This is a genomic window from Clostridium sp. HGF2 (assembly GCF_964240115.1).
Classification (GTDB): domain Bacteria; phylum Bacillota_I; class Bacilli_A; order Erysipelotrichales; family Erysipelotrichaceae; genus Clostridium_AQ; species Clostridium_AQ innocuum.
In genome coordinates, this window is record NZ_CAXSSO010000001.1 from 78054 (window position 1) to 104486 (window position 26433).

The 26433-nt window shown below is 42.6% G+C and carries 23 protein-coding genes; 20 read left to right on the forward strand and 3 right to left on the reverse strand.

The window, feature by feature from the left end; all coding sequences use genetic code 11:
* Positions 1-160: 160 nt before the first annotated feature.
* The 12 genes from ACESPQ_RS00380 (at position 161) to ACESPQ_RS00435 (ending at position 13594) form a co-directional block, all read left to right on the forward strand.
* Positions 161-1504 (forward strand): transmembrane and coiled-coil domain protein, encoded by a 1344-nt coding sequence (locus tag ACESPQ_RS00380; protein WP_257376953.1) that lies wholly within the window; start codon positions 161-163, stop codon positions 1502-1504.
* A 239-nt stretch (positions 1505-1743) separates the two neighbouring features.
* On the forward strand, positions 1744-2949 hold the full coding sequence (locus tag ACESPQ_RS00385) for an O-antigen ligase family protein (protein ID WP_009269948.1): 1206 nt from the start codon (positions 1744-1746) through the stop codon (positions 2947-2949).
* Positions 2950-3625: 676 nt separating this feature from the next.
* Positions 3626-4363, forward strand: a complete 738-nt coding sequence (locus ACESPQ_RS00390) for a ChbG/HpnK family deacetylase (protein WP_002606367.1) — start codon at positions 3626-3628, stop codon at positions 4361-4363.
* 5 nt (positions 4364-4368) lie between these two features.
* Positions 4369-7098, forward strand: coding sequence for a sigma 54-interacting transcriptional regulator (locus tag ACESPQ_RS00395; protein ID WP_118001718.1), 2730 nt, complete (start codon positions 4369-4371; stop codon positions 7096-7098).
* A gap of 232 nt (positions 7099-7330) precedes the next feature.
* Entirely contained in the window at positions 7331-7810 is a 480-nt protein-coding gene (locus ACESPQ_RS00400; RefSeq protein WP_002606365.1) for a PTS sugar transporter subunit IIB, read from the forward strand.
* Positions 7811-7823: 13 nt separating this feature from the next.
* Positions 7824-8603: a PTS mannose/fructose/sorbose/N-acetylgalactosamine transporter subunit IIC gene (locus tag ACESPQ_RS00405; protein ID WP_002606364.1), complete on the forward strand. Its 780-nt coding sequence runs from the start codon at positions 7824-7826 to the stop codon at positions 8601-8603.
* On the forward strand, positions 8596-9396 hold the full coding sequence (locus tag ACESPQ_RS00410; protein WP_002606363.1) for a PTS system mannose/fructose/sorbose family transporter subunit IID: 801 nt from the start codon (positions 8596-8598) through the stop codon (positions 9394-9396). Before ACESPQ_RS00405 ends, ACESPQ_RS00410 begins: the two co-directional genes overlap by 8 nt.
* Positions 9397-9412: 16 nt before the next feature.
* Positions 9413-10639, forward strand: coding sequence for a neutral/alkaline non-lysosomal ceramidase N-terminal domain-containing protein (locus ACESPQ_RS00415; RefSeq protein ID WP_257376952.1), 1227 nt, complete (start codon positions 9413-9415; stop codon positions 10637-10639).
* A complete protein-coding gene (locus ACESPQ_RS00420; protein WP_257376951.1) occupies positions 10636-11058 on the forward strand; it encodes a PTS sugar transporter subunit IIA in 423 nt (140 codons plus the stop codon). The genes ACESPQ_RS00415 and ACESPQ_RS00420 overlap by 4 nt, the downstream gene beginning before the upstream one ends.
* A gap of 102 nt (positions 11059-11160) precedes the next feature.
* Positions 11161-11961 carry a Nif3-like dinuclear metal center hexameric protein gene (locus ACESPQ_RS00425; RefSeq protein ID WP_257376950.1) on the forward strand — a complete coding sequence of 267 codons (801 nt, stop codon included), beginning with the start codon at positions 11161-11163 and terminating at the stop codon, positions 11959-11961.
* Between the two features lie 4 nt (positions 11962-11965).
* Positions 11966-12724, forward strand: a complete 759-nt coding sequence (locus ACESPQ_RS00430) for a tyrosine-protein phosphatase (RefSeq protein ID WP_233105361.1) — start codon at positions 11966-11968, stop codon at positions 12722-12724.
* A 21-nt stretch (positions 12725-12745) separates the two neighbouring features.
* Entirely contained in the window at positions 12746-13594 is an 849-nt protein-coding gene (locus ACESPQ_RS00435; RefSeq protein WP_109769901.1) for a Nif3-like dinuclear metal center hexameric protein, read from the forward strand.
* Between the two features lie 398 nt (positions 13595-13992).
* Here ACESPQ_RS00435 and ACESPQ_RS00440 read toward each other — a convergent pair whose 3' ends face one another.
* A complete protein-coding gene (locus ACESPQ_RS00440; protein WP_044904582.1) occupies positions 13993-14865 on the reverse strand; it encodes an AraC family transcriptional regulator in 873 nt (290 codons plus the stop codon).
* A 181-nt stretch (positions 14866-15046) separates the two neighbouring features.
* On the opposite strand from ACESPQ_RS00440, the gene ACESPQ_RS00445 reads away from it, so the two are divergent.
* The 5 genes from ACESPQ_RS00445 to ACESPQ_RS00465 all read left to right on the forward strand — a co-directional run bounded on the left by ACESPQ_RS00445 (position 15047) and on the right by ACESPQ_RS00465 (position 19033).
* Positions 15047-16630 carry an acyl CoA:acetate/3-ketoacid CoA transferase gene (locus tag ACESPQ_RS00445; RefSeq protein WP_002606356.1) on the forward strand — a complete coding sequence of 528 codons (1584 nt, stop codon included), beginning with the start codon at positions 15047-15049 and terminating at the stop codon, positions 16628-16630.
* Positions 16631-16742: 112 nt separating this feature from the next.
* Positions 16743-17201 carry a MaoC family dehydratase gene (locus ACESPQ_RS00450; RefSeq protein ID WP_002606355.1) on the forward strand — a complete coding sequence of 153 codons (459 nt, stop codon included), beginning with the start codon at positions 16743-16745 and terminating at the stop codon, positions 17199-17201.
* Positions 17202-17216: 15 nt separating this feature from the next.
* Entirely contained in the window at positions 17217-18173 is a 957-nt protein-coding gene (locus ACESPQ_RS00455) for a ketopantoate reductase family protein (RefSeq protein ID WP_002606354.1), read from the forward strand.
* A 4-nt stretch (positions 18174-18177) separates the two neighbouring features.
* Positions 18178-18552: a VOC family protein gene (locus ACESPQ_RS00460; protein ID WP_022300602.1), complete on the forward strand. Its 375-nt coding sequence runs from the start codon at positions 18178-18180 to the stop codon at positions 18550-18552.
* 10 nt (positions 18553-18562) lie between these two features.
* Entirely contained in the window at positions 18563-19033 is a 471-nt protein-coding gene (locus ACESPQ_RS00465) for a type II 3-dehydroquinate dehydratase (RefSeq protein ID WP_002606352.1), read from the forward strand.
* 276 nt (positions 19034-19309) lie between these two features.
* Here ACESPQ_RS00465 and ACESPQ_RS00470 read toward each other — a convergent pair whose 3' ends face one another.
* Together ACESPQ_RS00470 and ACESPQ_RS00475 are read right to left on the reverse strand one after the other, a co-directional pair.
* Positions 19310-20824, reverse strand: coding sequence for an RNA-binding domain-containing protein (locus tag ACESPQ_RS00470; RefSeq protein ID WP_002606351.1), 1515 nt, complete (start codon positions 20822-20824; stop codon positions 19310-19312).
* A gap of 355 nt (positions 20825-21179) precedes the next feature.
* The gene (locus ACESPQ_RS00475) at positions 21180-22154 is read right to left on the reverse strand and encodes a helix-turn-helix transcriptional regulator (RefSeq protein ID WP_373143754.1); all 975 of its coding nucleotides are present in this window, start codon (positions 22152-22154) and stop codon (positions 21180-21182) included.
* A 725-nt stretch (positions 22155-22879) separates the two neighbouring features.
* Between ACESPQ_RS00475 and ACESPQ_RS00480 the strand changes: the two genes are divergently transcribed.
* From ACESPQ_RS00480 to ACESPQ_RS00490, 3 genes are all read left to right on the forward strand, one after another.
* Entirely contained in the window at positions 22880-23083 is a 204-nt protein-coding gene (locus tag ACESPQ_RS00480) for a DUF1146 family protein (protein ID WP_002606349.1), read from the forward strand.
* Between the two features lie 62 nt (positions 23084-23145).
* Positions 23146-24819: a sensor histidine kinase gene (locus ACESPQ_RS00485; protein ID WP_109769899.1), complete on the forward strand. Its 1674-nt coding sequence runs from the start codon at positions 23146-23148 to the stop codon at positions 24817-24819.
* 5 nt (positions 24820-24824) lie between these two features.
* The gene (locus ACESPQ_RS00490; RefSeq protein WP_002606347.1) at positions 24825-26405 is read left to right on the forward strand and encodes a response regulator; all 1581 of its coding nucleotides are present in this window, start codon (positions 24825-24827) and stop codon (positions 26403-26405) included.
* Positions 26406-26433 lie beyond the last annotated feature (28 nt).

The following is a 26433-nucleotide window of genomic DNA, read 5'->3' on the forward strand; positions in this document are numbered from 1 at the left end:
CTTACGTAGCGAAATTTCTCTCTCCTCCTTTGAGAAGCAGAAATTCGATTCGGAGTGTTCGTAGGAGAACTATGAGCACTCTTTCATTAAAATAAGGAAAAACGACAAAACGGTGCGCATAGATTATATACAATGATACAAGTACGTTGGAGGTTTAAATATGGATGATAAAAGAAGAACAGCCGGAAATGATGAAGATATTGATTTATCCGGTATGATCAATGAATACAGTCAGGATAATGAATTGAGAAAGAAGATTGAGGAGCTGAAAAAACAGAAGGAAGAGGAGATAAGGATCTATGCTTCCAAGCAGGAGTCCTCAGCAGCAGGCAGCAGCATTTTTGACAGTATCAGCGAAACTGGTACCTTTAAACGGCCGGAAGCGGTAAAGCAGGGTGGGATTCCGGATATCCGTGTGGATGACACACAGCTTGATCAGACGAGGGTAGGCTTTGATGACGATCCTGCCTATGATAAAACACTGGTTATCATGAATAACAGAAACAAGGCATCTTCCGCAGATCAGACACAGATTTTCGGTGAAGACCGTACTGCTGTGTTCCACACAATGGACGCACAGGAATATGATGACAGTGATGTGGAGGAAGAGGATGCAGAGGAAGAAATTTATGAAGAGGATGACGATGATAATCTGCTAGCCCGCATAAAAGAGAAAAAACAGCGCAAAGAGGAAGCAAAACGCAAGCTGGAACAGGATGACGATGAGGAAGAAGATGAAGACGATCCTGGGAAAAGTGCGAAAATGAATAAAATCATCACCTACGTAATTATCGGTATCGTGGGAATCTGTATCATTGCCGGCGCATTTTTCGGTGTGAAATATGCCTTGTCAAATTTCCTTGGCGGAAGTGATGATAAGGAAAAGACAACGGATAAAAGCGGTACTGGTTCAAAGGATAAGGAACAGAACGAAGGCAATAAGCAAACGAATACCAATCCGGGTGATGACGAGGATGAAGAGAAAAAGAATGAAATCAAGACCAATCAGGCAGAAGCGGCTCAGCTGCAGAAACAGCTGGATCAGTATGAATCTCAGCTGAAGGATGTGGAAAAAGATCTGGCGGCTGCAAAAAAAGATAAGGAAGCTGCGCAGAGTGAACTGGATTCGTATAAGGAATTATTTAACAATGCAGTATTGTTGAAAAAGCAAGCAGAGGAATTATATACTTTATTAACACCAGTTAATGAACAAAATACTTATAGGAATAGTGATAATCCAGAAGAAAAAGCCAAATTCGACGTTGCAATTTATGAGACAGCATTAAAAGCATATAATGACGCATGTGCTAAGTACAGTGTTAGCAGTTATAATGAGCTGTATACCAAGAGTCAGCAGGCAAACAATGATTACAATACCAAGGCGCAGGCAGCTGAACAGAAAAAAAGTGCTGCCGAAAGCAGTATCAGCTCACTGGAAAGCAGAAAAACTGATCTTGAATCTAAAATAGCAGATACGACTACGAAACTAAATGCATATAACTAACCGGCGGGATAAGCCGGTTTTTGTTACTGCTCATTACAACTCTGCAATTGCATAAGGGAATTCTGACTATGGTATATAACAGCCATGACCTCTGTTATTGTGCGTATGCTCCTTCAGGATCTGGCTGAGAAATTGTATCGTTTTCTCTACCAGTTTTGTAAGGTAGTCATTATTAAATTGTCATTTTTTTGCCGCAATGCTATAATAGGTTTACTTTGTTTAGGAATGGAGGGAAACAGATGGAGAGAATTTCCGCTTTTCTGCACCGTAAACTTGATAACTTCACACTGGATGAATATATTATTATGTTCGTTGTGTGTTCCATATTCCTGCCGTTTGAATTCCCATTGCTGGCGATTGCCGGTGTACTTCTTTACCTGTGTGCAACAGGAAGGATGAAGGGAATCATTCAGGCAGTGCCAAAATCAGGATTTATGATAGTATTCTGCTTACTGACCTCTGCAATTGCATTTATCAGCGGTAATCTGCTGGGCGGTGTCTGCGGTATCGGAATCCTGCTGCTGATGCTGTTTATATTTTATTTCCGCACTGTTATCAATAAGCGCTTATTCGAGTTGCTGATGGACGCCTGCTGTATCATTTCCCTTTTCTGTTTTGGCTGGGCGATGATGGAATATTGCAGAATCATAGACCGTTTAAATTACAGCTTTCTTCAGCTGAAGGTGGAAAACAGTCCGAAGGACCGTATCAATTCAACCTTTTTCAATGCAAATTATTATGCGATGATGATTGAATTTATTGTATTGATCTGTGTTTATAAAATGATGCAGGTGAAGACTCTGCGCCGTATTGTATTTTACGTTGTTACCATCGTATGCAACCTGTTCGCCCTATATCTGAGCGGCTCCAGAACAGCATGGATTCCCTTCGTGGTGACCATTCCGTTTATGTTTTTGATCAATAAGCGGTTTATCTATTTCACCACATCCATGGCGGGAATTGGCGGTGCCGGTCTGCTGTTGCTGCTGGAACCAAAGCTGATGCAGCGGGCAACGATTTTTCAGGATTTCGCAAAACGCAGTAATATATGGGAAACGGCAATCAAGGGTATCCAGGCGCATCCGCTGCTTGGAGAGGGACCGCTGACCTACTTCCATATATATAAGCAGTATCACGGACATCCAACCCAGCATGCGCACAGCATCTATCTGGATCCGATTTTAAGCCATGGTATTATCGGTGTCATTCTGGCAGGTATCTACTTTGCAGGTAATCTGAAAGAAGTATATTTATTGTTAAAGCGAAGAATTGACTTACGACTGTTTTCTTTAATATCTGCATTCATACTTACCATACTGATTCACGGTATTCTGGATTACACGGTTTACTGGGTACAAACCGGTCTGATGTTTTTGATAGTTTTATCTGCATCCAGTATGTATTTTCACAAGGAACAGCCATATGATATACACGAGGAACATTGATTCCTCTTTTTTATATCCATCATTTGTTTGGGCTCGCTTTCCATTTAATTATTAAACGAATTTTCCATCTTTTCTTATATGGCTATTCTGAATTTCCGGCATTAAGTTTGAAACCCATTATTTCTAAGTAGGAATAGTGAAAAGAGATGGCAAAGGTATTTGATATCTGTATGACATCTCTAATGTTTATACATACTTATTTTATAAATTATAAGATACAGCAAATGATGGAATGGACACATTCTTTATTCGTATAACGGATATATCCGGTTGCGATTAGAGCCGAGCGATACAATAAGCTTCTTATCTGTCATTTCTTTCAGTATCTGCCGTGCCCGAGCCTCATTTATATGGAATGTATTGGCAATTTATCACTGATTATCGACATTTATCGTCGATTTCTATATATATCGCAGATTATCGCTATGTATCGCTGATAATAGACAATTTATCGCTGATTTTATGATGCTAATCGTTAATTTATTTAATATAAAATCAATAATTTCACCAGTACCTAACGATTAACAGTAGACATAAAGACACTATGTGTTTTAAAACGACACTATCTATTCTCTGCTTAACACTATTCTACATTTTTCCATATCTATCCATCTCGTTTTCATTTACAACCATGCAGGATTGCGTTATTTTTAATATAGAGAAGTAGGTGTTGGATATGAAAATGATAATACGTGCGGATGATTTTGGATTTAGTGAAGCTGTAAACTACGGTATTTTGAAGGCATTCCAGGGAGGTCTTGTGAAAAACATCGGGCTGATGAGCAATATGCCTTATGCGAAACAAGCCTTCGATATGATCAGAGAAGAAAATGTCACGTTAGGACTTCATATCAATCTGATTCTGGGAAGCCCCTGTGCCAGACCGGAACAGATTCCCTCACTTTTGAATATGGATGGGAAGTTCCTATCCTCCCGCGTCAGAAGAAGAGAAATGGAAGAGGGAATAGATAACTTCGTATATGAGGATACCGTTGTGGAAGTGAAAGCACAGGTGGAACAGTTTTTGTCCATCTGCGGCAGATTACCGGATTATATAGATGCTCATGCGGTATGCACAGGGACAACAGAAAAAGCCATCTGCGATATTGCGGATGCTTATGGAATCGATATAAAAGGACATATTGAGGATACCCGCTGGCAGGGGATACAGACAGATTACACCAACACAGAGTTTTATAAGCAGAAGCTGCCCTTTGTGCAATTTTTTAAATCCTATCTGAACTACAGTGACCGTATCAGTTTGATTGTCTTTCATCCGGGCTATCTGGATTATGATGTGATCCGTACATCATCGCTGACTGTAAACCGCTGTCTGGATACTGCCTTACTTTGTGATGCTGAAGTTAAAGAATATCTGAAACAACATACATTGTTGTCATTTAAGGAGCTGTAGGTAACATGGAAGACAATTTGCGTAAGCTTGTGAAAGAGAATACGATACATGAAAAGTATAAGCTGAACAATGCTTCTCAGCTGGGGACACAGCTGGGACTCAGCAGAAACTGGATATCACAGTATCTGAATGAATACTATAATGATGGAACATTTATCAAAATAAATACCCGTCCGGTTGTGTTTCTTGACCGGGAGGCACTTGAAGAAAAATATTCCATACGGGTGGATAAGAACCTGCTGACCTCTTTTGATGAGCTAAGATCAATCATTCAGGGACAGAATACATCCGATTTTGAAAAACTGATCGGTCAGAAGGGCTCTCTGCGTGATGTTGTGGACAAATGCAAAGCCAGTATATCCTATCCGCCGCACGGACTTCCGACACTGCTGTATGGACCAACCGGAACAGGAAAAAGCAGCATTGCGGCAATGATGTACGAATATGGTATCAATCATAAAATCCTCAAGGACAACGCTGCCTTTCTTCATGTAAACTGCAGCGAATATGCAAACAATCCGGAGCTGATAACCGCAAACCTGTTTGGTTATAAGAAGGGAGCCTTTACCGGTGCGGAATGTGATAATGTAGGGATGATCAAGGCTGCGGAGGGTGGTGTCCTGTTTCTGGATGAGGTTCACTGTCTGCGTCCAGAATGTCAGGAAAAGCTGTTCCTGTTTATGGATAACGGCAATTACCGCATGCTGGGAGACAACGAGCATCAGTATCACAGTACAGTGCTTCTGGTATTTGCGACAACCGAGGATCCAGAAACGGTGCTGTTAAAAACGCTGCTGCGAAGGATTCCCGTACGTATAGAAATACCGTCGCTGGAGGACCGCGGCATCAAAGAAAAGACCTCAATCCTTGTTGAGGCACTGGATATCGAAGCGAAGAAAATGCGCAGGAATATCACTATCAGCAATACTGCCTTCAATGCACTATTGAATGCCAGATATACAGGGAATGTCGGTGAGCTGTTCAATGTTGTACAGGCAACGTGTATGAATTCACTGTTTCACAACAAAAAAGAAGGAGTACTGGAGATTCATACGCTGAACCTGCCGGGTAAGATTATTTCTAATCATCACATTGATCGAAACAGCATTTTATTTGACAGGCATCAGATGCTTTCACTGGATCAGCTGAAGCAGCATGCATCCGACAGTCTGCCGCAGACCACATTGTTTGCGACACTGCTCGGACACCTTAGGGATCTACAGAATAACCGTATTCTGATGCCGAAGTTTATCGAGAAATGCACCGTGGATGTGGAGCATTATTTTAATTCGGTTCTTTTTGATAATCGGAATATCAAAGACCCGACGAATACGTATATTATGAAGTCACTGAAGGCTATTGTGGAAATGATTTCGGAAAAATACGGGTATTCCTTTCAGACGAACGAGATATATTCCATGTCCCTTATGATCCGTGACTGTATGCAGTCCTATAGAGAGATGGAGGAATATTTTGATACCTTTTCTGAGGAATGTGATAATTTTACCGGTATCATAGAAAAGAAATTCATGCGGGAATATGCCATTGTCTCGGAAATCAGTGAGGTGCTGAAGCTGCATCTTGACATTGAACTGCGCCCTTTTATTGCGGCGATTTTCACCTTAATCATGCATATGTATCACCGCAGCAAAGACATCAATAAACGCATCGGCATCATTCTGGCACATGGCTATGCGACTGCCTCCTCCATAGCGAATGCAGTAAATCAGATGCTGGATCAGTATGTGTATGATGCCATTGATATGCCGCTGGATACGACTACGGAAACCATCGTGAAAAAGCTGAATGATTTTCTGAGAAAGCGGGGAGAATATCGCGATCTCGTATTGCTGGTTGATATGGGCAGTCTAAAGGAGATACACAGGGGAGTTTCGGATATATCGCGGGCAAATGTCGCCATTGCCAGTGATGTCAGTACAAGGATGGCACTGCAGATTGGAGACGCACTCCGTAAGGATGTACCTTTGAAGAAAATTTTTGAGGCATACCGGGAAACGTGTGACATGCATGTAGAGATTTTGGAAAGCAAGGTACGGGAAAAAGCAATTTTATGTTCCTGTGCCACCGGTATCGGAACTGCGGAAAAGCTGAAAACGATACTGGAGGATTCCCTTCCGAAAAATCTTCCTGTACGTGTGCTTACCTATGATTATTCAACATTGCTGGAGAACCGCATGGAGGATGATTTCTTTGACCGCTATGAGGTCGTATGCATTGTCGGTACACTGAATCCCAACATTGACAACATAAAATTCATACCGGTGGAAGAGCTGATTATGAACAATTCGTTTGATGTTTTAACGATTCATTTCAAAGACCTGCTCAATGAGGAAGCAATGGAGCAGTTTCGAAGAAATATCCTGAAAAATTTTTCCCTGTCTAATATCATCGGAAATCTGACCATCCTGAATCCGGATAAGCTGCTCCGGCATGTCGCAGATGCGATTGACCGACTGCAGAAGGAAATGAACAGGATGTTCAGCTATAATATGTGCTTTGGTCTTTATGTGCATGTCTGCTGTCTGATTGAACGTCTGGTAACCCGTGAGGGGGCTGAGGATTATGTGAAAAGCTATGCGGAATGCAGTCGTGAAATGCAGGAGTTTATTCTTTGTATAAAAGCCGCATTTGAAAAAGTGGAAAAGTATTATAGTGTTTCCATCCCGATTGAGGAAATTGAGTATATCTGTATCTATATTCGAAACATGCAGTAGGCGCCAGGGGTAATCGTCCCGATAATTCCATCCGTTTTCATTGATTCCTACATGGGCGATTACTGATAACTCCTAGTGTTAAGTTTTAAAATATAGTGTCCTTAATTGTTGAAAAAGCCTGTAAACAAAGGTTTTTGAAAGGTTGGCATGGGAATTGCTAGAGGAATGGTGAAGCAGAACAGACGCAGAACTCATCATGCGTCGGATTCTGACATGCGAAGGAGGAAATGTAATGAGTATTGTATTGGGCAGAGTGGATTACCGCCTGCTGCATGGTATTGTGGCAACCATGTGGGCACCGCAGTCCGGCGCTCAGCGGGTGATGGTGATCGATGACCGTACGGCAAATGATCCGATCATCAAGGAAAGCATGCGACTTGGAAAGCCTGCCGGCATGGCATGCTCGATCATCACTGAGGAAACAGCCATGAAGAATTTCAAGGCAGGGAAGTATGATGATCACAAGGTATTTGTGGTATGCGAAGATCCGGGGGTGTTTCTAAGACTTCAGGAAGCCGGACAGAAGATTCCGAGAATCGTCATCGGTATTACCCGTGATCGCGATAGCGGAACGAAGGTCAGCTCCAGAGCTTCTGTGAAGGATGAGGAAAAGCCAATTTATAAGAAGCTGATGGAAAACGGATGCGAAGTGGATGTGCAGTTCACAACAACGGATAAAGCTGTAAAGCTGTCACACGCAATGGAATTGTAGGAGGAGAAAAAGGATGGAATTATCAATACTACAGATTGTCTTTATCACACTGATTGCGTATCTGAAAATGACAGATACCGTAACAACACAGCTGTTTGCATTCAATACGATTATCTGCGGCTGGCTCACCGGTCTGGTTGTGGGAGATCCGACAACAGGGTTAAGCATCGGAGCTACCATGCAGCTGATGTCTATGGGGGTCGTGGCAGTAGGCGGATCCTCCATGCCGGATTATCCGATTGCGGCCATCATCGCGACAACGATTGCGGTTACAACAGGAAAAGGCATGGAGGCAGGTCTTGCCATCGGTCTTCCGGTTGCCATGCTTGGGGTAAACTTTGACGTTATTTACAAAATTTTCAACGGCTTCCTGATGAGAAAGGAAACATCTCTTATCGAAGAAGGTAAGTTCCAGTCAGCACTGAATATGATTAAAATTTCACCGGTCTTCTATGGTCTGTGCTCCGCTGTTCCGGTTCTGGTTTGTATTGTCGCAGGACCTACAGTTGTCAATGCGATACTGGATTTCATGCCTGCCTGGTTTACCACCGGCTTAACGATCGCCGGCGGTGTTCTTCCCGGTGTCGGTATGGCGATGCTGTTAATGTATATGCCGCTGGGAAAATACTGGTCCTTTCTGCTGGTCGGCTTTGTGCTGGCAGCTTATCTGAAGGTTCCGGTGCTTGGTATTGCGGCAATCGGACTTGCAGGGGCATATGAAATTTACAAAAATCAGATGAAGGCGGGAACTGCAGCTGCAGGTGCTGTCGCAGGAGGATTGGAAGATGAGTAAGGAAAAGGTTTTAACAAAAAAGGATTTGCGTAAGGCAGCATGGAGATGGCTGATTGGTATTTCCACATTCAACTATGAAACACAGCTGGCACCTTCTACATTGTTTTCCGTATATCCATGCTTACGGAAGATGTATCCGGATGATGAGGATTTGAAGAAATCCTGTCTGAATTATATGCGTTACTACAATACCATGCCGTGGATTTCACCGTTTGTGATTGGTGCAGCTCTGGGTATTGAGGATGAAGGCGGTATTTCCTCACTGGATGCAGTCAACGACTTCAAGGTTGGTCTGATGGGACCGCTGGCCGGTATCGGCGATACCATCGGCTGGGCAATGATACCTACAATTTTCGGATCTATTGCGGCAAGCATGGGGATGGAGGGAAATCCACTGGGAATCTTCCTATGGGCGGCATTTACCTTTGTGTTCCTGGTAGTCCGTATTCTTCAGTATGAGTGGGGATACGGTATGGGTGTCAATGTTATTACCAAGTTCGGTAAACAGATAACGGTCTTTACCGAGGCCTGTTCCGTTCTCGGTCTGACCGTGGTCGGCTCTCTGGTTGCGACCGTCGTAAAGCTCAGCACCGGTTTGCAGTTTAAAAACGGAGATGTCGTCATGAAGGTTCAGGAGCTGATTGACGGTGTTATGCCGGCACTTTTACCGGTAGCTGCTGTAGGAATTATATATTACTTCATGAAGGTGAAGAAGGTGAAAATGACCTGGATGATTCTGTTCATCATCGTGGCATCCATGATCGGAGCTGCCACCGGCATCTTCACAGCCTAGAAAGAAGGGACTGATATTGAAGGCTGCGACCTGTGTCGCTGATATCACACCAAAATGTGCCGTTCATTTATGCGGTTATGTCGGAGAAGCCAGAAAATATACTGCAAAGGGGATTCATGATCATCCCCTTGCGGTTTCTCTGTTGCTGGAAATTGACGGTGTCCGACTACTCTTTATCAGTATTGATGTCATCACATTGGGTGGAGAAAAAGCGGCAGTTATAAAAGATAAGATACAAAAAATACTCACAATTGAAAATGATCATATCATTATCAGTGCAATTCATACCCATTCCGGCGCAAACGGACTGGATGATATGACAATGTTCGGCACACCGGATAATCCGGAATACTTTGCATATGTCTGTGAGCAAATTACTGATAGTATCCAGCATCTGGAACAGCAGCTGTGTGAGGTGCAGGCATACATTACGACAGGAAAGGTACACGGATACTACAGTAAACGGACGGATAAACATCTGCCCTTTGAAGACCATGCGGCCATCATTACATTCATACATGGAGATACGGTTGTCGCTGCCATGTGCAATTTCAACTGCCATGCGACCGTTCTGGGTGTGGAGAATATGCTTGTGAGTTCAGATCTTGTGGGAAAGGTGCGCTCCCTGATGAAAGAGGATCTGGGCGTTACCCCTTATACCTTTACCGGCGCCAGCGGAGACATCAGTAACCGTCAGTACCGGCAGGGAAATGACTTTGCGGAGCTGGACCGTGTGGGAAGCGGTATTGCAGAAATTCTGCGCAATATGGGGCCATATGAAAAGCTGGGGCTGCATCATGTGCAGACAGTAAGCTATGATCACACTGTCTCCTATGATAACACATGGTATTTTGAAGAGTATCAAAAGGGTATACGGGATGCAGAAGAGGTATTATCACGTAAGAATATTTCACTGGATGAATGGAAGCTTGCCACCTCGGAAAAAACACTGCTGGAAAAGAAGCTGCAATGTGAGAAAGTGGAATTTCATGTGCGTGGAGTTGTTCTCCATCTTGGTGATCTTACGATCGTCACCTTTCCCGGAGAGCTGGCGTCTACCTTTGGCTTGCAGCTGAGAAGAAAATGTAAAACAAAGCATTTTCTGTTGATTGGCTATGCGAATGATTATCAGGGATACTTTATGGAAGCACAGGAATATGGAAAAACATACGAAACAAAAGCAAGCAATACGCCGGTTGGGGAAAGTGAACGGATTGCTGGCGAGATAGGAGATTTATTATGAGAAGGTTTATTTTTGCATCACATCATTATCTGGCATACGGACTAAAGGATACCGTGAATTTTCTTACGAATAAGGCAAAGACGATCTACGATATCAATGCATATGCAGAGGATAAGGAACAGAATCTGGAAAGCAGGGTAAAGGAGCTGTTTGATACATTTGATCCTCAGGATGAGGTCATTGTGTTAACGGATTTGCTGGGGGGAAGTGTGTATCAGAAATTTTATCCCTATATCAGTGAGCGGGTGCATGTTTTATGCGGGATGAATCTGCCCATGGCGATGAGCATGGTTCTGGCGCAGGAGGATGTGCCGTTTAGTGAAAAGCGTATAAGCGAGATACTTGAGGAATGCAAAAACCAGATCGTTTATGTAAATACCTTACGTTGTGCTTCCACTATGGATGGTGATGATGAATAGCATCCGGCGGCTCTGAGGTTCTGCTTCAGAGTCTTTATTTCCGTTATGGCATTTGTTCAAAAGGACGGTAAACGGTGAAAGGCTTCAGAAAGGAGGTTTGTTATGAAGGTAATGGATGTTATACAACTGCTGGAGAAGGAAGGAACATGGATAAGATCTGATTTTAAAACACGGGATCACCTGCTGCATGGAAGCGAAGATGCACAGATTCATACCGTTGGCGTGTGCTGGGTGGCGACCACGCAGGCGATTCAGGAAGCCGCAAGGCATAAGGCGGATATGATCATTACGCATGAAAACCCGTTTTATCAATGCTCAACGCAAATACATACGGCTGCATATGAAGCGGCAAAAAGCAAGCGCAGGCTGCTGGATCAGTACGGGATCAGTGTATACCGCTGTCATGATGTATGGGACTGTATCCGTACCTACGGTGTTGCGGATCAGTGGGCGGCCCTGCTTGGCTTCCCGTTTGAACAGCGTCCACAGGCTTCCTATTATCAGGCTGCGGATATTTCTGAAATGCGTCTGGAGGATCTGGCAAGGCATACCTGCCGTGTATTGCATGGTGATCATGAGGATGGTGTATATGTATTCGGGAATACGGATATGCATATAAGGCGTATTGCCATCGGAACAGGTGCTGCCACCGATTTGTATGAATTGCTGCCGCTTCACCCGGATGCGGTCATTGTCAGCGATGATGGGATTACAAGCTATGATGCGGCGCAGTATGCACTGGATCATGGTATTGGAATGGTAGTTGTTAACCATGCGGCAGTGGAGCGCGCCGGACTGAAAGCCATGGTGCCCTGGCTGCAGGAGCGCATGAAGGATGCGGAAGCTGTCTGGTTACATGACGGTTTTCATATTCATTATTATATGAATAAGGTTGGGTGTTGACCAGATGGAAGCGAACAGGATCACGATACCGAATTTTCGCAGAGTAGCGGGAAAAACAGCGGATGGCAGAAACATCAGGAATCACATGCTGTATCGAAGCGGTGCTCCAATACCGATCACGGTGCAGGATATAAACGGAATGAGAGAATGCGGTATTCGTCATATCGTTGACCTGCGAAGTGATGAGGAGTGCTGTGCCCATGCCTATCAGCTTAGCGATGCGTTTGTATCACATCATATGTCTGCGTTAAAGACAAGGGACGGACTGGAGAATTTTTATTTTTTTATGCTGATTGATAAAAGCTCAACTGTCGAGGATATAAAAAGGGCGGCTTCCTTTATACATGAGGGATATCGGATTCTGCCGTTTCACAATCCTGCATTGGCACTTCTGCTAAATCTGATGGAAACGGATGATGGAGCTGTTTTGCTTCATTGCAGCTCCGGCAAGGACCGTACCGGTGTACTCGCGGCACTTCTTCAGAAAATGCTTGGTGTAAAAGAGGATGTGATTATGCAGGAATATCTGTTGAGTAATGCGTATATTCTACCGGATACTCTGCGTCATGCGAAAGAGCTTGGATTTCAGGGAGATACCAGAGATATGCTGGTGCATTGCTGCAGTGTACATGAATCGCTGTTGCGCTCCTCCTTTGATGAGGTGGAAAAGCGGTATCCGGGCTGGGAGGAATTTTTTGAAGCTGAATACGGTATGAGTGAGAAAAGAATCAGGAATTTAAAAAAGCGTTATCTGGAACCATAAACATAGAAAAGGAGTGATTTTATGCTGATACAAACGGTAATTGATCATATAAAAGAGTATCATAAAGGAGTATTTGAAGGGAAGCAGATTAATGAGCAGACAACAAGGGATAAGGTTCTGTATGGAAACCCTCATCAGGAATGTACAGGCATCATCACCACCTGCTGGGCAAGTGTGGATGTCATAAGAGAAGCGGCAAAGCGCGGCGCAAATCTAATCATTGCACATGAAGCCTTGTTTTGGAATCACGGAGATCATACAGACTGGCTGCAGGAAGAGAACAACCAGTCCTTTCTCGCAAAGAAGAAGCTGCTCGATGAGGCGGGAATCGTTGTCTGGAGAGATCATGACTATATTCATTCCGGCATACCGATGGAAGATGGCAGCTATACCGATGGTATTTTTTATGGTGTGGCGGATAAACTGGGCTGGACGCAATATATTACAAAGGATATTCATCATCCATTGCATTTCACAATACCAAAAACAACAGTCAAAGAGCTTGCGGATTTTCTGATTCAGAAACTGCAGCTAAACGGTGTAAAAATCATAGGAAACAAGAACAGCACAGTAGAAAAAGTAAGGATTCCCTTTCATATACTGGGAGATGCCAGAGATTCCATTCAGGAAGCTGATCAGGAAAATATCAACTGTTATCTCACCATGGAAGTAGTGGATTTTACACTGGCGGAATACATTCGGGACAGCAGTATGCTGGGCATGGATAAAGCGATTATCGGTATGGGACACTTTAATCTGGAGGAACCGGGTATGGAATATATGATAACGTATCTGCCAACCGCTATCAAAGCAGAAATCCCGTGTGCATACATCCAGTCCGGGGATATGTATGATTACAGAACACGATAGCACAGAAAGCACATACAGAAGCTGCATAAATAAAAATCGAATAAGGTAGGGACGCCGGTTTTTTCCCGATTATGGGTAAACATAAAACAGGGAGACTTCAACACGATTGTATTATCAATAAAAGTTGAAGTCTCCCTTTTGCAAACATCCTAAAGTAAGAAAGAACCAGGCAACGGCACCTATTCGTTTTTGTATGTAAATATTTGAACACTGCGTGGTCTATTCCCTGGCAGATGCGATTGCTGTCACGATTAAGATGAAGCTTTCTTGTGTGATATTGCGCCATTCACCACCATGGGAGTAATAACAGAACATACTATCTTTTTTCCAATCCTGTTCCCTTCCATCAGAGAAAAGGCCTTTTCTGATAAACCACAAAACGAAAGGAAACAGCCCTTCTATTCCTCACTGCTTATCTTCATGCCAAAGCGCTTCCGGTATTCCAGAGGGGGATAGCCGACTCTTTTTAGAAACAGCTTTGCAAAATGAGTCGTATTGTCATATCCCACCTGAGAGGAAATGGAAATCAGGGAATCACTCGTATTGATCAGCATCCATTTCGCTTCACTGATTCGCCGGTCAATCACATAATTGATTGGTGAGATTCCATAGGTTTCTTTGAATTTATGGGAAATATAATCACTGCTGATGTGAAAATGCTCTGTCAGTTCCTTTAACGTGATATCGGAAGCATAGTTTTCATTTATATAGAATAAGATATCCTGAGCAAATGTTGACTTCTTTTTCTTCCTGTCCGTAACTGCATTTTGAAAGATATGAAAGTAAATATGTGCCAGAGCGTTTGCCAAAGCGTTACAAATTGCCGCAGAGGACTGTGTTTTCTGTTGCGAAAACATTTCCAGTGTTTCAAAGATATCCGCAATGATTTTTTTATGTTCTCCGGCATGTGCATACGGCTTTTTATCCAGTGATAAGAAACAGTCCGCAGCTTTTGCATTTGCCATTGTAAAATCGGTAATGGCGCACGTCCAGCAGGAAATCGGATCCTCATAATCGGATGTAATGGAATGGATACAGCCCTTATTCACAATCAGCAGATCGCCTTCGGAAACATGAAAAATCTCGTTGTTAATCTGGTAGCTTGCTTTTCCCTGTGAAAAATATATCAGCTCGGTTTCCTGTTTATGTACATGGTAGGGATAGGACCAGTGTGCATCATTGAAGCTATGGGACAATCTGGATATGATCGGCTCCTTCGTAAAGACTGGGGTGGATTGTTTTTTTTCGTTCAAAATATCAGATAAGAACATAGGACACCTCCAAATTTAGCAATATAATTTTTTGAAAAAGCAGGATAGTTACCTGTATTACCCTTTTATTATAGAAAAATGAATGAAAACAAGCAAGATAATTTTTGATTTCAACGGAATAGACAGTTTCTTTTTTTTCCTACAATTCCTATAATTTCTATATAAAGGAAAGGATAAGGATATGTCAAAAATCAAGAGGAATGGAACAAAGCCGCAAGTATTGTCTGCCAGAGAAGCAGTGGAGTATATTGCGGATCAGGATACGGTGGCAGTTTCCGGTGCAGGCGGTGGAATCGTTGATCCCTATGCACTGATCAATGCCCTGCATGAGCGGTATGTGGAAACTGGCTGTCCGAAAAATTTAACGCTGTGGCATTCTACCGGATTGGGGGATCGAAATGACCGCGGCATGTCACCACTCGCCCTGGAAGGTCTCGTGAAGCGTGTGATCGGAGGACATTGGGGACAGTCACCAAGACTTGCGGAAATGGCAAGTGAGAACAAGATTGAAGCGTATAATTTTCCACAAGGCATCATGGCACAGCTGGCAAGAACCGCTGCGGCAGGACAGCCGGGAATTCTCAGCCATGTGGGTCTTGGGACATTTATCGATCCCCGAGTAAGTGGCGGTAAGCTGAATGAAGTAACGAAGGAAGACCTAATCAAGGTTATGAACGTAGATGGAAAGGAATGGCTGTATTATCCGGTTGTTCCGTTGGATGTTTGCCTAATACGTGCAACGACTGCTGATACAGAAGGCTATGCATCCATGGAGGAGGAAATCACCTATATCGATGTTCTCCAGCTTGCACAGGCGGTTCACAATAACGGAGGAACGGTTATCCTGCAGGTAAAACGGCTGGTAAAAGCAGGTACCCTGCATCCGAAAAGCGTAAAAATTCCAGGCTTCCTGGTGGATGCAATCGTTGTGGAGGAGAAGCAGGAACAGTTATATAACGGTTCTGACAGGTTCTTTTCGGGAGATTATATCGCCGATGACAGTGCGGTGACGATGCTGCCGCTTGATCAGCGAAAGGTTGTCGCAAGAAGAGCACTGATGGAGGTTCGTCCGGGATATGTTGGAAATGTCGGTGTCGGAATTGCGGATGGAATCGGAAATGTTGCACGTGAAGAGGGTGTTCAGGATGCCTTTACGTTAACCGTGGAAACCGGGCCGGTCGGTGGTGCTACGGCACAGGGAATCTTCTTTGGCGCAACAGTCAATGCAAGAGCGGTGATGGATATGCCTGCACAGTTTGACTTCTATGACGGCGGTGGTCTGGATGTGGCATTCCTGTCCTTTGCCGAACTGGATGAGAACGGGGATGTGAATGTTCATCATTTCAATGGCAAAATTATGGGAACCGGCGGCTTTGTCAATATTGTTGCAGGAAGTAAAAAAGTGGTACTGTGCGGAACCCTGCGTGCCGGTAAGCTGTTAACAGAAATCAGAGATGGAAAAATAACAATACAGCAGGAAGGCAGGTTTGAAAAGCTGATAAAGAATGTCAGCTCCGTGACCTTCTCTGCGAAACAGGCGGAAAAGCAGAAACAGGAAGTTATCTACATTACAGAACGAGCTGTGTTCAAGCTGATGAACGGTAAGGTGGTTCTTACAGAAATCGCTCCGGGAATTGATGTACAGAAGGATGTCATCGATCAGATGGGCTTTGTACCTGAGATTGCAGAGGATCTGAAGGAAATGGATGCACGTATTTTCAGGGAAGAAAAAATGAATATCTATAACGAATTTATCAATCAGTAAATATGAATGGGCTGTGCGCAAGTCATATGAGGTCATAGTCGGGTTCTATGCCTGGTATGCATAGGATGGAGTCAGTTTTTGATTACATAACAAATTACAAAGGAGAAAAAACATGGCAGAAAAAAAAGAAATCACAAAAGTGGATATCCCTTTAAAAATAGGGGACAGCGCAGTATTTGAAAAAACGATTACGGAAACAGATGTCGTACTGTTCGGTGGCTTGACGGGCGATTACAGTCAGATGCATTTCAATGAGGAATACATGAAGAAAACAATGTACGGCACTAGAATCGCACACGGTATCTTAACATTTGCAATCGGATGTACAGCATCCACAAAAATTCAGGAACAGGTAAAATCACCGGTTCCTTCCGCATCCTACGGATATGATAAGCTGCGTTTTATCAATCCGGTATATTTCGGAGATACGCTGACCTGCAGATATACCGTTGACAGAATCGAAGAAGAAACAAATAAAACGTATTCAAAATTGGAAATCTTTAACCAAAAGGGAGAAATCGTTGTCTTTGCCATCCATATTCTGAAGTTCTTCCCTTTGGAAGAAAAGTAAACCGGGAGGCGGAATATGAAAATAGTAATGTTAGGTGCCGGTGCTTTGGGTAGTACGATTGGCGGAACTCTGGCGATTGGCGGAAACGATGTCCATTTCGTTGATATGTGGCAGGAGCATGTGGATCTGATCAACAAAGACGGTCTGCATATGACAAATGAAAAAGAAGACTGGTATGTCAGGGTGGACGCAAGAACAACTGCCGATACGATCGGTGAGGCGGATCTGGTCATTGTCCTTGTGAAATCCTTTGCGACAAAGCAGGCAGTGGAGCAGTTAAAGCAGACGAATGTTATCGGAAAAAACACCCTGGTCATGTCCTTACAAAACGGTTTGGGCAATGAAGAAACGATTGCTTCTGTCATCGGCTCTGAAAATGTCATCAGCGGTAAAACGTATGTTGGCGGCAGACTGATTCAGGCGGGCTATATCTCCGCAGGCGTACAGGGGAAATGGACCTATATCGGTGAATTGAACGGAGAAATCACGGACCGCATTCAAACGGTATGCAACGTATTCAATGATGCAGGGCTGCTGTGTGAGGTAAGTGATAATATCAAGGGTCTGATCTGGGATAAACTGCTGATTAATGTTGCGGCAGGGGCATTGTGTGGAATTACGCGTTTACCTTACGGTCCGCTGTATGAAGAGGATTATATTAAGGATGTAGCGGTAGCCGCAATTCAGGAAGGAATTCAGGTCGCAAAGGCAGCCGGTGTCGTATTGAAGAGTGAAGATCCGCAATACCCATGGGTTGCCGCAAGTGAGGGACTGCCGGGAACGTTTAAAACCTCTATTCTGCAGTCTCTGGAATTAAAGCGCCCCACAGAAATTGATTTCATCAACGGCTCCATTGTGGAATGGGGGAAAAAATACGGTATTGCAACACCGGTGAACCAGACGCTGGTAGCCTGCGTAAAAGGAATCGAAAAGTATATTTTAAAGTATGAACCGTCATTGAAAAAGGGGTAGTGCTATGGCAACATATGTAGAGCATACAGCATGTAAGGTGAAGGATCTGGACTGGTGTGTGAAATTCTTTACTGAGGTATTTGATATGCCGATTAGACTTTCTCTGGGTGAGAAACCGAATCGTAAAATCTGGCTGCATGCCGGGATTCAATTGAATGAGGATATCACCTTTGACGAAAAGGAAGGCAGACTGGATCACATAGCTCTTATGACAACAGATTACGACAATGTTCATGAGAAGTGTCTTGCATGGGGCTGCACAGTTCTTCCGCCTGGGGATAACTGGCTGAAAATGCCGAATGGCATTGTTATCGAGTTAAAAAGAGGAAACAACGAGGTACTTCATACGATCATAAGTCAGAAGCCGTGGGTAGATTAGGAGAGAGAATATGCGAAAATTAGTAATTGTAAACGGACCAAATAATAATTTCTATGGAATACGAAACAAAGGGCAGTACGGAAATCAGTTATACGCTGATTTGATCGAAGAGCTGAAGGAATATGGTGCATCCATCGGATTTGAGGTTGAGGCATTTCAGAGCAATGGGGAAGGGGCACTTATCGATTACTTCCAGAGCTTATATTTTGAAGCGGAGAAAAGTGGATGCAAGATTCCGCTGGTACTAAACCCGGGAGCATTCACGCATTACAGCTATGCAATTAAGGATGCATTGGAGTCCGTACATACGCTGATACCGGCAATTGAAGTTCACATGTCCAATATCCATGGACGGGATGATTTCCGTCATATCTCTGTGACGGCATCCGAATGTCTGGGTCAAATTGCAGGAATGGGTAAGCACAGCTATAAAATTGCCATGGAGGCTTTTAAACAGATGATTGAGGAGGGGCAGTTGTAAGTCACTTTCGAATTGATTACAATTGACTTTGAGATATAGGTAAAACAAAGGAGTGAAGATTTATAGGTCTTTCACTCCTTTTTCTATACTGGAAATCCTTAACAGTGCATGATTATCATGAATTTAAATTTCTTATAGATACCTTCCTTTAGGATCAATTCCTGTCTGTTCTTCATGATGTCCGCAGTTATCATCAGTTACATGTTTCATAGTATGTTGAGTCCATTACACAGTTATAAATCAAAGAATCGATTCCGTGATATGTATGAAGCTTTATTATATATCAGTATTTTTGACATTATAACTGACTGTCTTACGTGAACCTTTCTTCTGAATTAAATCTAAAGCTATTAGTTTATCTAAATACCGATCCAAGCTAGTTAGAGGAATCTTTGTTTTTTCAAAGATTTTCTTTCTATTTAGATTAGGAAATTCTCTTATAACATTTAAAACAATCTGTTCTTTTTCATTTAATATATGATTTGGCTTTTCTAATGCCCCACTTAATGCCCCACTTAATGCCCCACTTAATGCCCCATGCTCTTTCTTTACAATCCATAACTTAAGATTCGTAATTCTCATGTCTTGATTTTCATACAACTCAGGCACTTGAAAGCCTTCAGCTCTGGAGGGAGCTAATATTTTGTCATATCCAGATCCTGCACTTTCTCCAAATCCAATAAACCTGAAAAGTTTTTGTAATGTGATATTTCTAGGAACAGATACTCCACCTTGATAAATCTGTTCAATAGGAATTCTCAGTAACCCTGGATTAGAATAAGAAATGTAATTGTCTTTTTTAATAACCAATATTGAGCAGCTTTCTTCCTTAAAATCAGCATGTATAACTGAATTAACTAATGCTTCTCTAGCAGCTACCTGCAATTTTGTTTCATCATTTCTTTGCAATGAATCTTTCATTTGAAATGGTACAGGGAATTCAGAAATAAGTTTAGGATACACTTTTGTAATGAAATTATATAAATTTTTCTCCCATAAACCATTTTCTATTATTCGATCACTCCAACGCATATCACCAAACAAATTGGTTTCATCTCTATAATCCAGATTGACATTATGATAAATTTCGTTAAATGTTTCAGTTTTCCCAAACATCAAAACACCTGCAGATGTAACTCCCTCAATATTTCTTTTCTTATCAAAGCGGTATGCACCCATCTTTGTTAGAAAGTCTTTATCTGATAATTCTTCATAAATATGCCCTTCATTATTATTTCTAAATCGTGTCCTGTATACTGCAATTGTGTTTTTATCAAGATCGCCAATATTTAACCATTCGAGAATCTCATTATCGCCAGCGTTCTGAAAAGAGTCACGTATCATTGAATTTACAGATTCCTTCGTACATCTATAATCTCCTTCAAAATTTCTTTTAAACGTACCGGCATAAGGATTACTGCCGATATAGATAGGTTTCTGATTGTACAAGGCTCTTGGTATATGCAGAATAACAAGCTCTAAGCCCTGGACTGTTAATGAATAAACGTCTGCATCCTTTAAAATGTTTCTATTTACTTTACCGGAATTTATCGTATTCCAAAAGTCAGAAATAATAGAATTTGCATTTTCTACTCCACTAATTTCATAATTTACAGCTGTGCCTGTTTTTATTTCTTTTACTCCTAAAATAATCAAGCCGCCATTGGTATTGGCAAAAGAAGAATAAGTTTCATATATACTTTTAGGTACTCCTCTTTTAGCTTCTTTAAATTCAACATTTACTTTTTCTTTATTATCTAATATATTTAATAATTCTTTCTCTGAAAGCATTTTTTCACCCACCTTTAAATGATTTTCATATTTATTATACCTTTTCTAATGTGGAAAGGAAATAAAAGAATTCTGCTTGCGTATAGCATAGGCCAAAAACTCCTATCGCATACCAGCCTATAAAAAGGAGAGAGCACTTCTCATAACTTTTTATTAAGGCTTCCGAATCAGCGTATGGCAATAGGAACAGTAGAGCATTTTTGTTTTATGATGAAATAAAATGTGGTTCTGTTTGTATACTATCAAAAGAATAAAGATATTTTATATTTGCAGCAGGAGAATAAAAACTGCTAACTGATTTAAACAAAATAAGAAATGTTCTAAGCTTTCAGAAAAAGTAAAATAACAGCACAGATTATTGCATCCTTTTTTTCACCGGACGTATATACTTCCAGTAGCGCTCCGGCTGAAAGTAAAAGTACAGCATTCTGCCGGGGGTATCATCAAAGCAGTAGCCGGTATTTGTAAAATCAAATGCAGTCATTGCATCCTCCATTCTATGCTCAACACTTCGATTCTCCTGCTCATAATCAAATGGTCCGTGTTCAAATACAAGATACTTCGCTTCCGCAATATCAAGCAGCTGCATATCATGTGGCACATCTCCGGTATAATGAACAGGAAGACGAACACCATAACACTCTGTCCGCAGGTATCCCCAGTCACACAATCTGCCGTTTCGATCATTGCGATAGGCCATAATCTGACCGCCTCCGCTGTTGATGTCACTCCCGCCACTATCATCGAGCTTTCCTTTGATGCTGTCCAGTAGCCCGCAAACCGTATCCATATCCTGGCCGGGAATCTGATTCTGCTTCTGCCAGAAATCCCAGTAGCCGTTACTCTCCCGGTTTTCGATAAACAGGAACTTATGTGCGGGAATGGTCACGAAATAGGTCTTTACAGCTTTCGCTGAATTTATTTCTCCAAGCTCATCCAGACCTAGAAGATAGCGGTCAAACGGATTGATTTTGGTACGTAGAACAACAGGACTGGGCTGTTTCCGGTACGCACTCGGTGTCCTTCCGTATGCAGCTTTAAATGCTCTGGTAAACGCCTCATGAGAAGAAAAGCCATAATCAAGAGCAATCTTCAATATGCTTTTCTCACTGTCACGGATTTCCTTCAGGGCGAAGGCCAGCTTTCGCTGTCGGAGATATTCCCGAAGCTTCATACCGGATATCTCCTTGAACTTTCTCGTTGTATAATATTCAGAATAGCCCAGCTTTTGTGAAAGGGTTCGCAGTGTCAGTGCTTCATCCTGATAGCTTTTTATGCAGCTGTCAATTTCATCAACAATAATCTGAATCTGCTTCTGCCACTCATACATATTGCTTCACCTCATTTATATACTGCTTCTATTATAAGGGAAAGATTTAGGAAATACTTGACATGACTTGCGAATTACACAAATTTTCTGTGAAAATGCAGCTTTCTATGGACAGCCTTTCCAACGATATGCCATAGATTTCTCTACCATTCGCGAACATAAAGTTTTATGAAAATTAGATTATTTCATACCTTTCGTTTATTCTTTCATGCTTATCCCCACAGGTATAGCACATTACAATATCATCTGAAAACTGACAGGAGCTTGTCCTATATTTTATAAGGAAAAACTGCCGGAGCATTTCATCTTATGGTATAATGTAACCAGAATGAAATAGGCGAATTATACAGATGAGCAGCGTCGCTATACTTGTATGATTGTAAAATAGGAAGCATTTCCAAGACGGCTTATGTCTTTTCTTTTCTATCCTTCCCTTTACAAATGGATGGAGTATTTGAACCAGGTGCTAAAGACGGCGCGGCTTGAGTAAGCGAAGCCCTCGTATTCACAGCATTTGTATGATTGCAGTATTACAGCTTGTAATAGTGATCATCTGTGAAAAATCCGGGATAAAAACAGGAGTGTGAAGCCTGCACCAGTATTGTCTGTAGGATATATGGATAAGCACTTGCTATGTAAACGCGTACTGCGACCGCCATCTCATGGATGTCAGGCACGCTTTTATAAATGTGGAAACAGGTATAATAAACTTATGGAGGTTATATATGCAATATTTTCTAATGAATCTGGCTGTTCATGTACTATCCTTTACACTGAGCTTCTGGGCATTGAGCTGTGTACGTTTTGAAACCTTTACAAATGTGAGAAAGCCTGGTCAGGTGCGTCTGCTGCTGTTGCTGCTGTCTCTGGGTCTGGGATATCTCGTAGCGCAGTTTTTGCTTGCTATTTCCGTATACAACGGACTGTAGAGGCTTTATTTATAGATAGAAAAGGACCTACAGCTGATACATGATGAAAGGTGCTGGTTGTTATGCTGAGAGGAAACAGAAATCTGCTGCGCAGAACGGATATTAAAACAAGACTGACGCTGGCCTTTATCTTTGTACCGCTTTGTCTGATGATTGTGTTTTTTCTTATCTATTATTCCTTTAGCACAACTGTTATACGGGATAAAAATGAACAGGCGTCTGCACAGATGGTGACCATGTCCGAGGAAATCTTCCATTTGAATGCGAATGCATTAAATGAACAAATCGATAATCTTGCGGCATCCACCTACTTGCGGAATTATTTATACTATCCTGCAGATACCGCAATGCGGCGTGCCTTCTCTCATAATCTGCACGACAATGACCTGCTTGCCGGCAGAAAGGGGCTGCAGCTGTATGATGAAACAGGGAAGCTGCTCTATGAGGAGGGAACCCTCTTTCCCGTAGATTTAAAAGCATATAAAGCAGAAATTCAGGCACAGAAGCAGGGCGGCTACTGGCTGTATGATAACGAAGCGCAGATGATTATGCTGACAAGGGAAATTCGGGATCTGTATGATCAGCCGCTGGGTTATGTATTTTGCAGCTTTGCGCAGGAAGCCTTCAACGCATCCCTCTCACAATCCACGCAGGCAGGAAGCCATATGCTTGTCGTTGATGCAAAAGGACAGGTTCTGTTTGGAAGCAATCCGGATGATATAAAGGAAATCATTGATTTACAGGCATCCACCGTAGAGATCAATCAGCATTCCTATTATATGTCTGATAAAAAAATTGAGGGAACGCCCTGGTATGTGGTTTATCTGAATGATGAAAACTATGTGCTGGAGGAAATCCATAATTTTCGTAATATGCTGGTGGCATATGGAATCGTCTTCTTTGTCCTTCTGGCTGCCATTGCCTACTTCGTATATCACAGCATCTATGACCCGGTTCATAACATTCTGTATTCCATGCGGACACTGGATGAGAATAATCTGGCAATGAATCGTGTGGAGGATGATGGACGTGATGAAATTCATGAACTGAGTATCAACTTCAATGACCTGCTGGATCGGGTACAGGAGCTGCTGCATACCGTGCACCAGGAGCAGGAACAGAAAAGAGAAACCCAGTTTCAGCTGCTGCAGGCACAGATCAACCCGCATTTCCTGTTCAATACCCTGAACACACTGCATTACCTTGCCATCCTGAATGAGGATAAGCCGGTCAGTGAGGGAATCACCGCCCTTGCCAGACTGCTGCGCAACACCATTGTGGACAGCAAGGAAGTTGTTACGGTGGAAGAGGAAATCGAAAATCTGAAAAATTATATCATCATTCAGAAGCTTCGCTATGGTGATGTGTTTGAAACCGTATATAATATAGATGATAACGTGCGCAGCTGTGCTATTTTGAAATTTCTGCTGCAACCGATTGCAGAGAACAGCATTCTTCATGCCTTTGAGGAGGACAGGGAGCATCAGATTCTGACAATTCGCGCCAAGGCGGAGGGAAAATATCTGAAAATAGAGATTGGTGACAACGGCAAGGGCTTCGCTTTGGATATGCAGGAAAACCGCAATAAGAAGCTGAGCGGTATCGGCATTGGAAATATTCAGGAGCGTATTCGTCTCATGTATGGAGAAGACTATTCGATGGATATACAAAGCGTGGTAGGCACCGGTACGATTGTGACACTGCTGCTGCCGTTTAAAAAAACAGAGGGGAGGTAGGCCTCATGTACAAGGTACTGATAGCAGATGATGAGCGCTTAATCCGGATCACATTAAAAAACATGATTGATTGGAAGGCACTTGACTGTGAGGTAATCGCTACAGCAAAGGATGGGGAGGAAGCATTTCACATTTTCACGGATATGCAGCCGGAAATCGTTATTACGGATTTGAAAATGCCGGGTATGGATGGAATTGATCTGATATCCAAAATCAAGGAGGTCAATAAAAACACACAGGTGATTGCACTCAGCAATTATTCCGATTTTGAATATGTGCGGGATGCCATGAAGGCCGGTGCGTTTGATTATCTTTTAAAGGTTACGTTGGAAAAGAAGGAGCTGGAACGCATTATCACGCAGGTGAAGGAATCCTGTGTGGAAAGCAGTTTGAATGACCATGTGGAATATGAATCTGCGTTAAAGGAGCTGCAGCAATGTCTGATTCTTACCAAGAATGAGCATATTCTGAGCCGTAAGGAATTTCAGGAAACACTGTCACAGCCGGTGTTTGAGCCCTATCAAAAGGGATTTCAGATGGCATATTTTCGCGTGGATAACATCAATCATCTGTATCGAACCAAGCTGAAGGACCATGCGGCACTGCATAAGCATCTGCAGGATTTAATACGGGAATCCATGCCGCTTGCCGTGCATCATCACCTGATTTTTATGAGCAACCATTCTGGCATCCTGATGTTTGAAAGCAGAGAAAAGCTTCGTATTCTGAATATATGCAACAGCATCATTCGAAATATCACACAGTATCTGGATATACATCTGTCCATTACATTGTCGGATATCATTGCATCACTGGATGAATTTTACGATCAGTTCGAGCTGCTTCTGAAATCACATGAGCGAAGGTTTTATGTGGGTGAGGGATGTCTGATTCAAAGCGAGGAGCATGACGCGTTTCAGGAGCTGGATATGAATGAGGTGACCTTTCATCTGGAGCTGCTGAACGCGGTTGCCGCTAAGGATTTTGATACGGTACAGCACAAGCTGAAGGAAACTCTGGAGTATATGAAATTTCATGAAATTGATCCGCATGCGGTACTGGAGTATTTCATCTTCATTTTCCATAATATAGAGGGAAATGAAATGGCACGGGGGATTCGGCAGGCCTTTCCGTTTGATACGATAACAGCAAAGCTGCGACTGTGTGAAACAGCAGACAAGCTGGAGGAAATTGTCTCCTCCTCGTTTGATCAGATTGAGGCATGGATGAAGGATCAATCAAACAGACGCTATCGCCGCAAGATTCTGGAGGTTATGGAATATATTGATGCAAACCTGAACCGCAAGCTGACACTAAAGGAAATCGCAGACAGCATCGGTATGAATGAAAGCTCTTTGAGCCGCTTGTTTAAAAATGAAACCGGCGTGAATCTGAATTACTATATCAATGAGAAGAAAATGAAAAAAGCGATGGAGCTGCTGCGCGGGGAGTCCAGCATGATCAAAGATGTCGCAGCGGCGGTCGGTATGGATGATCAGCTCTATTTCAACAAGGTATTTAAGAAATACTATAATGTATCGCCAAGTGAGTTTAAAAAAAAGCTGCATCCGGATACCGAGGAATAAGTGCACACACCCTTTCATACAGTGTAGA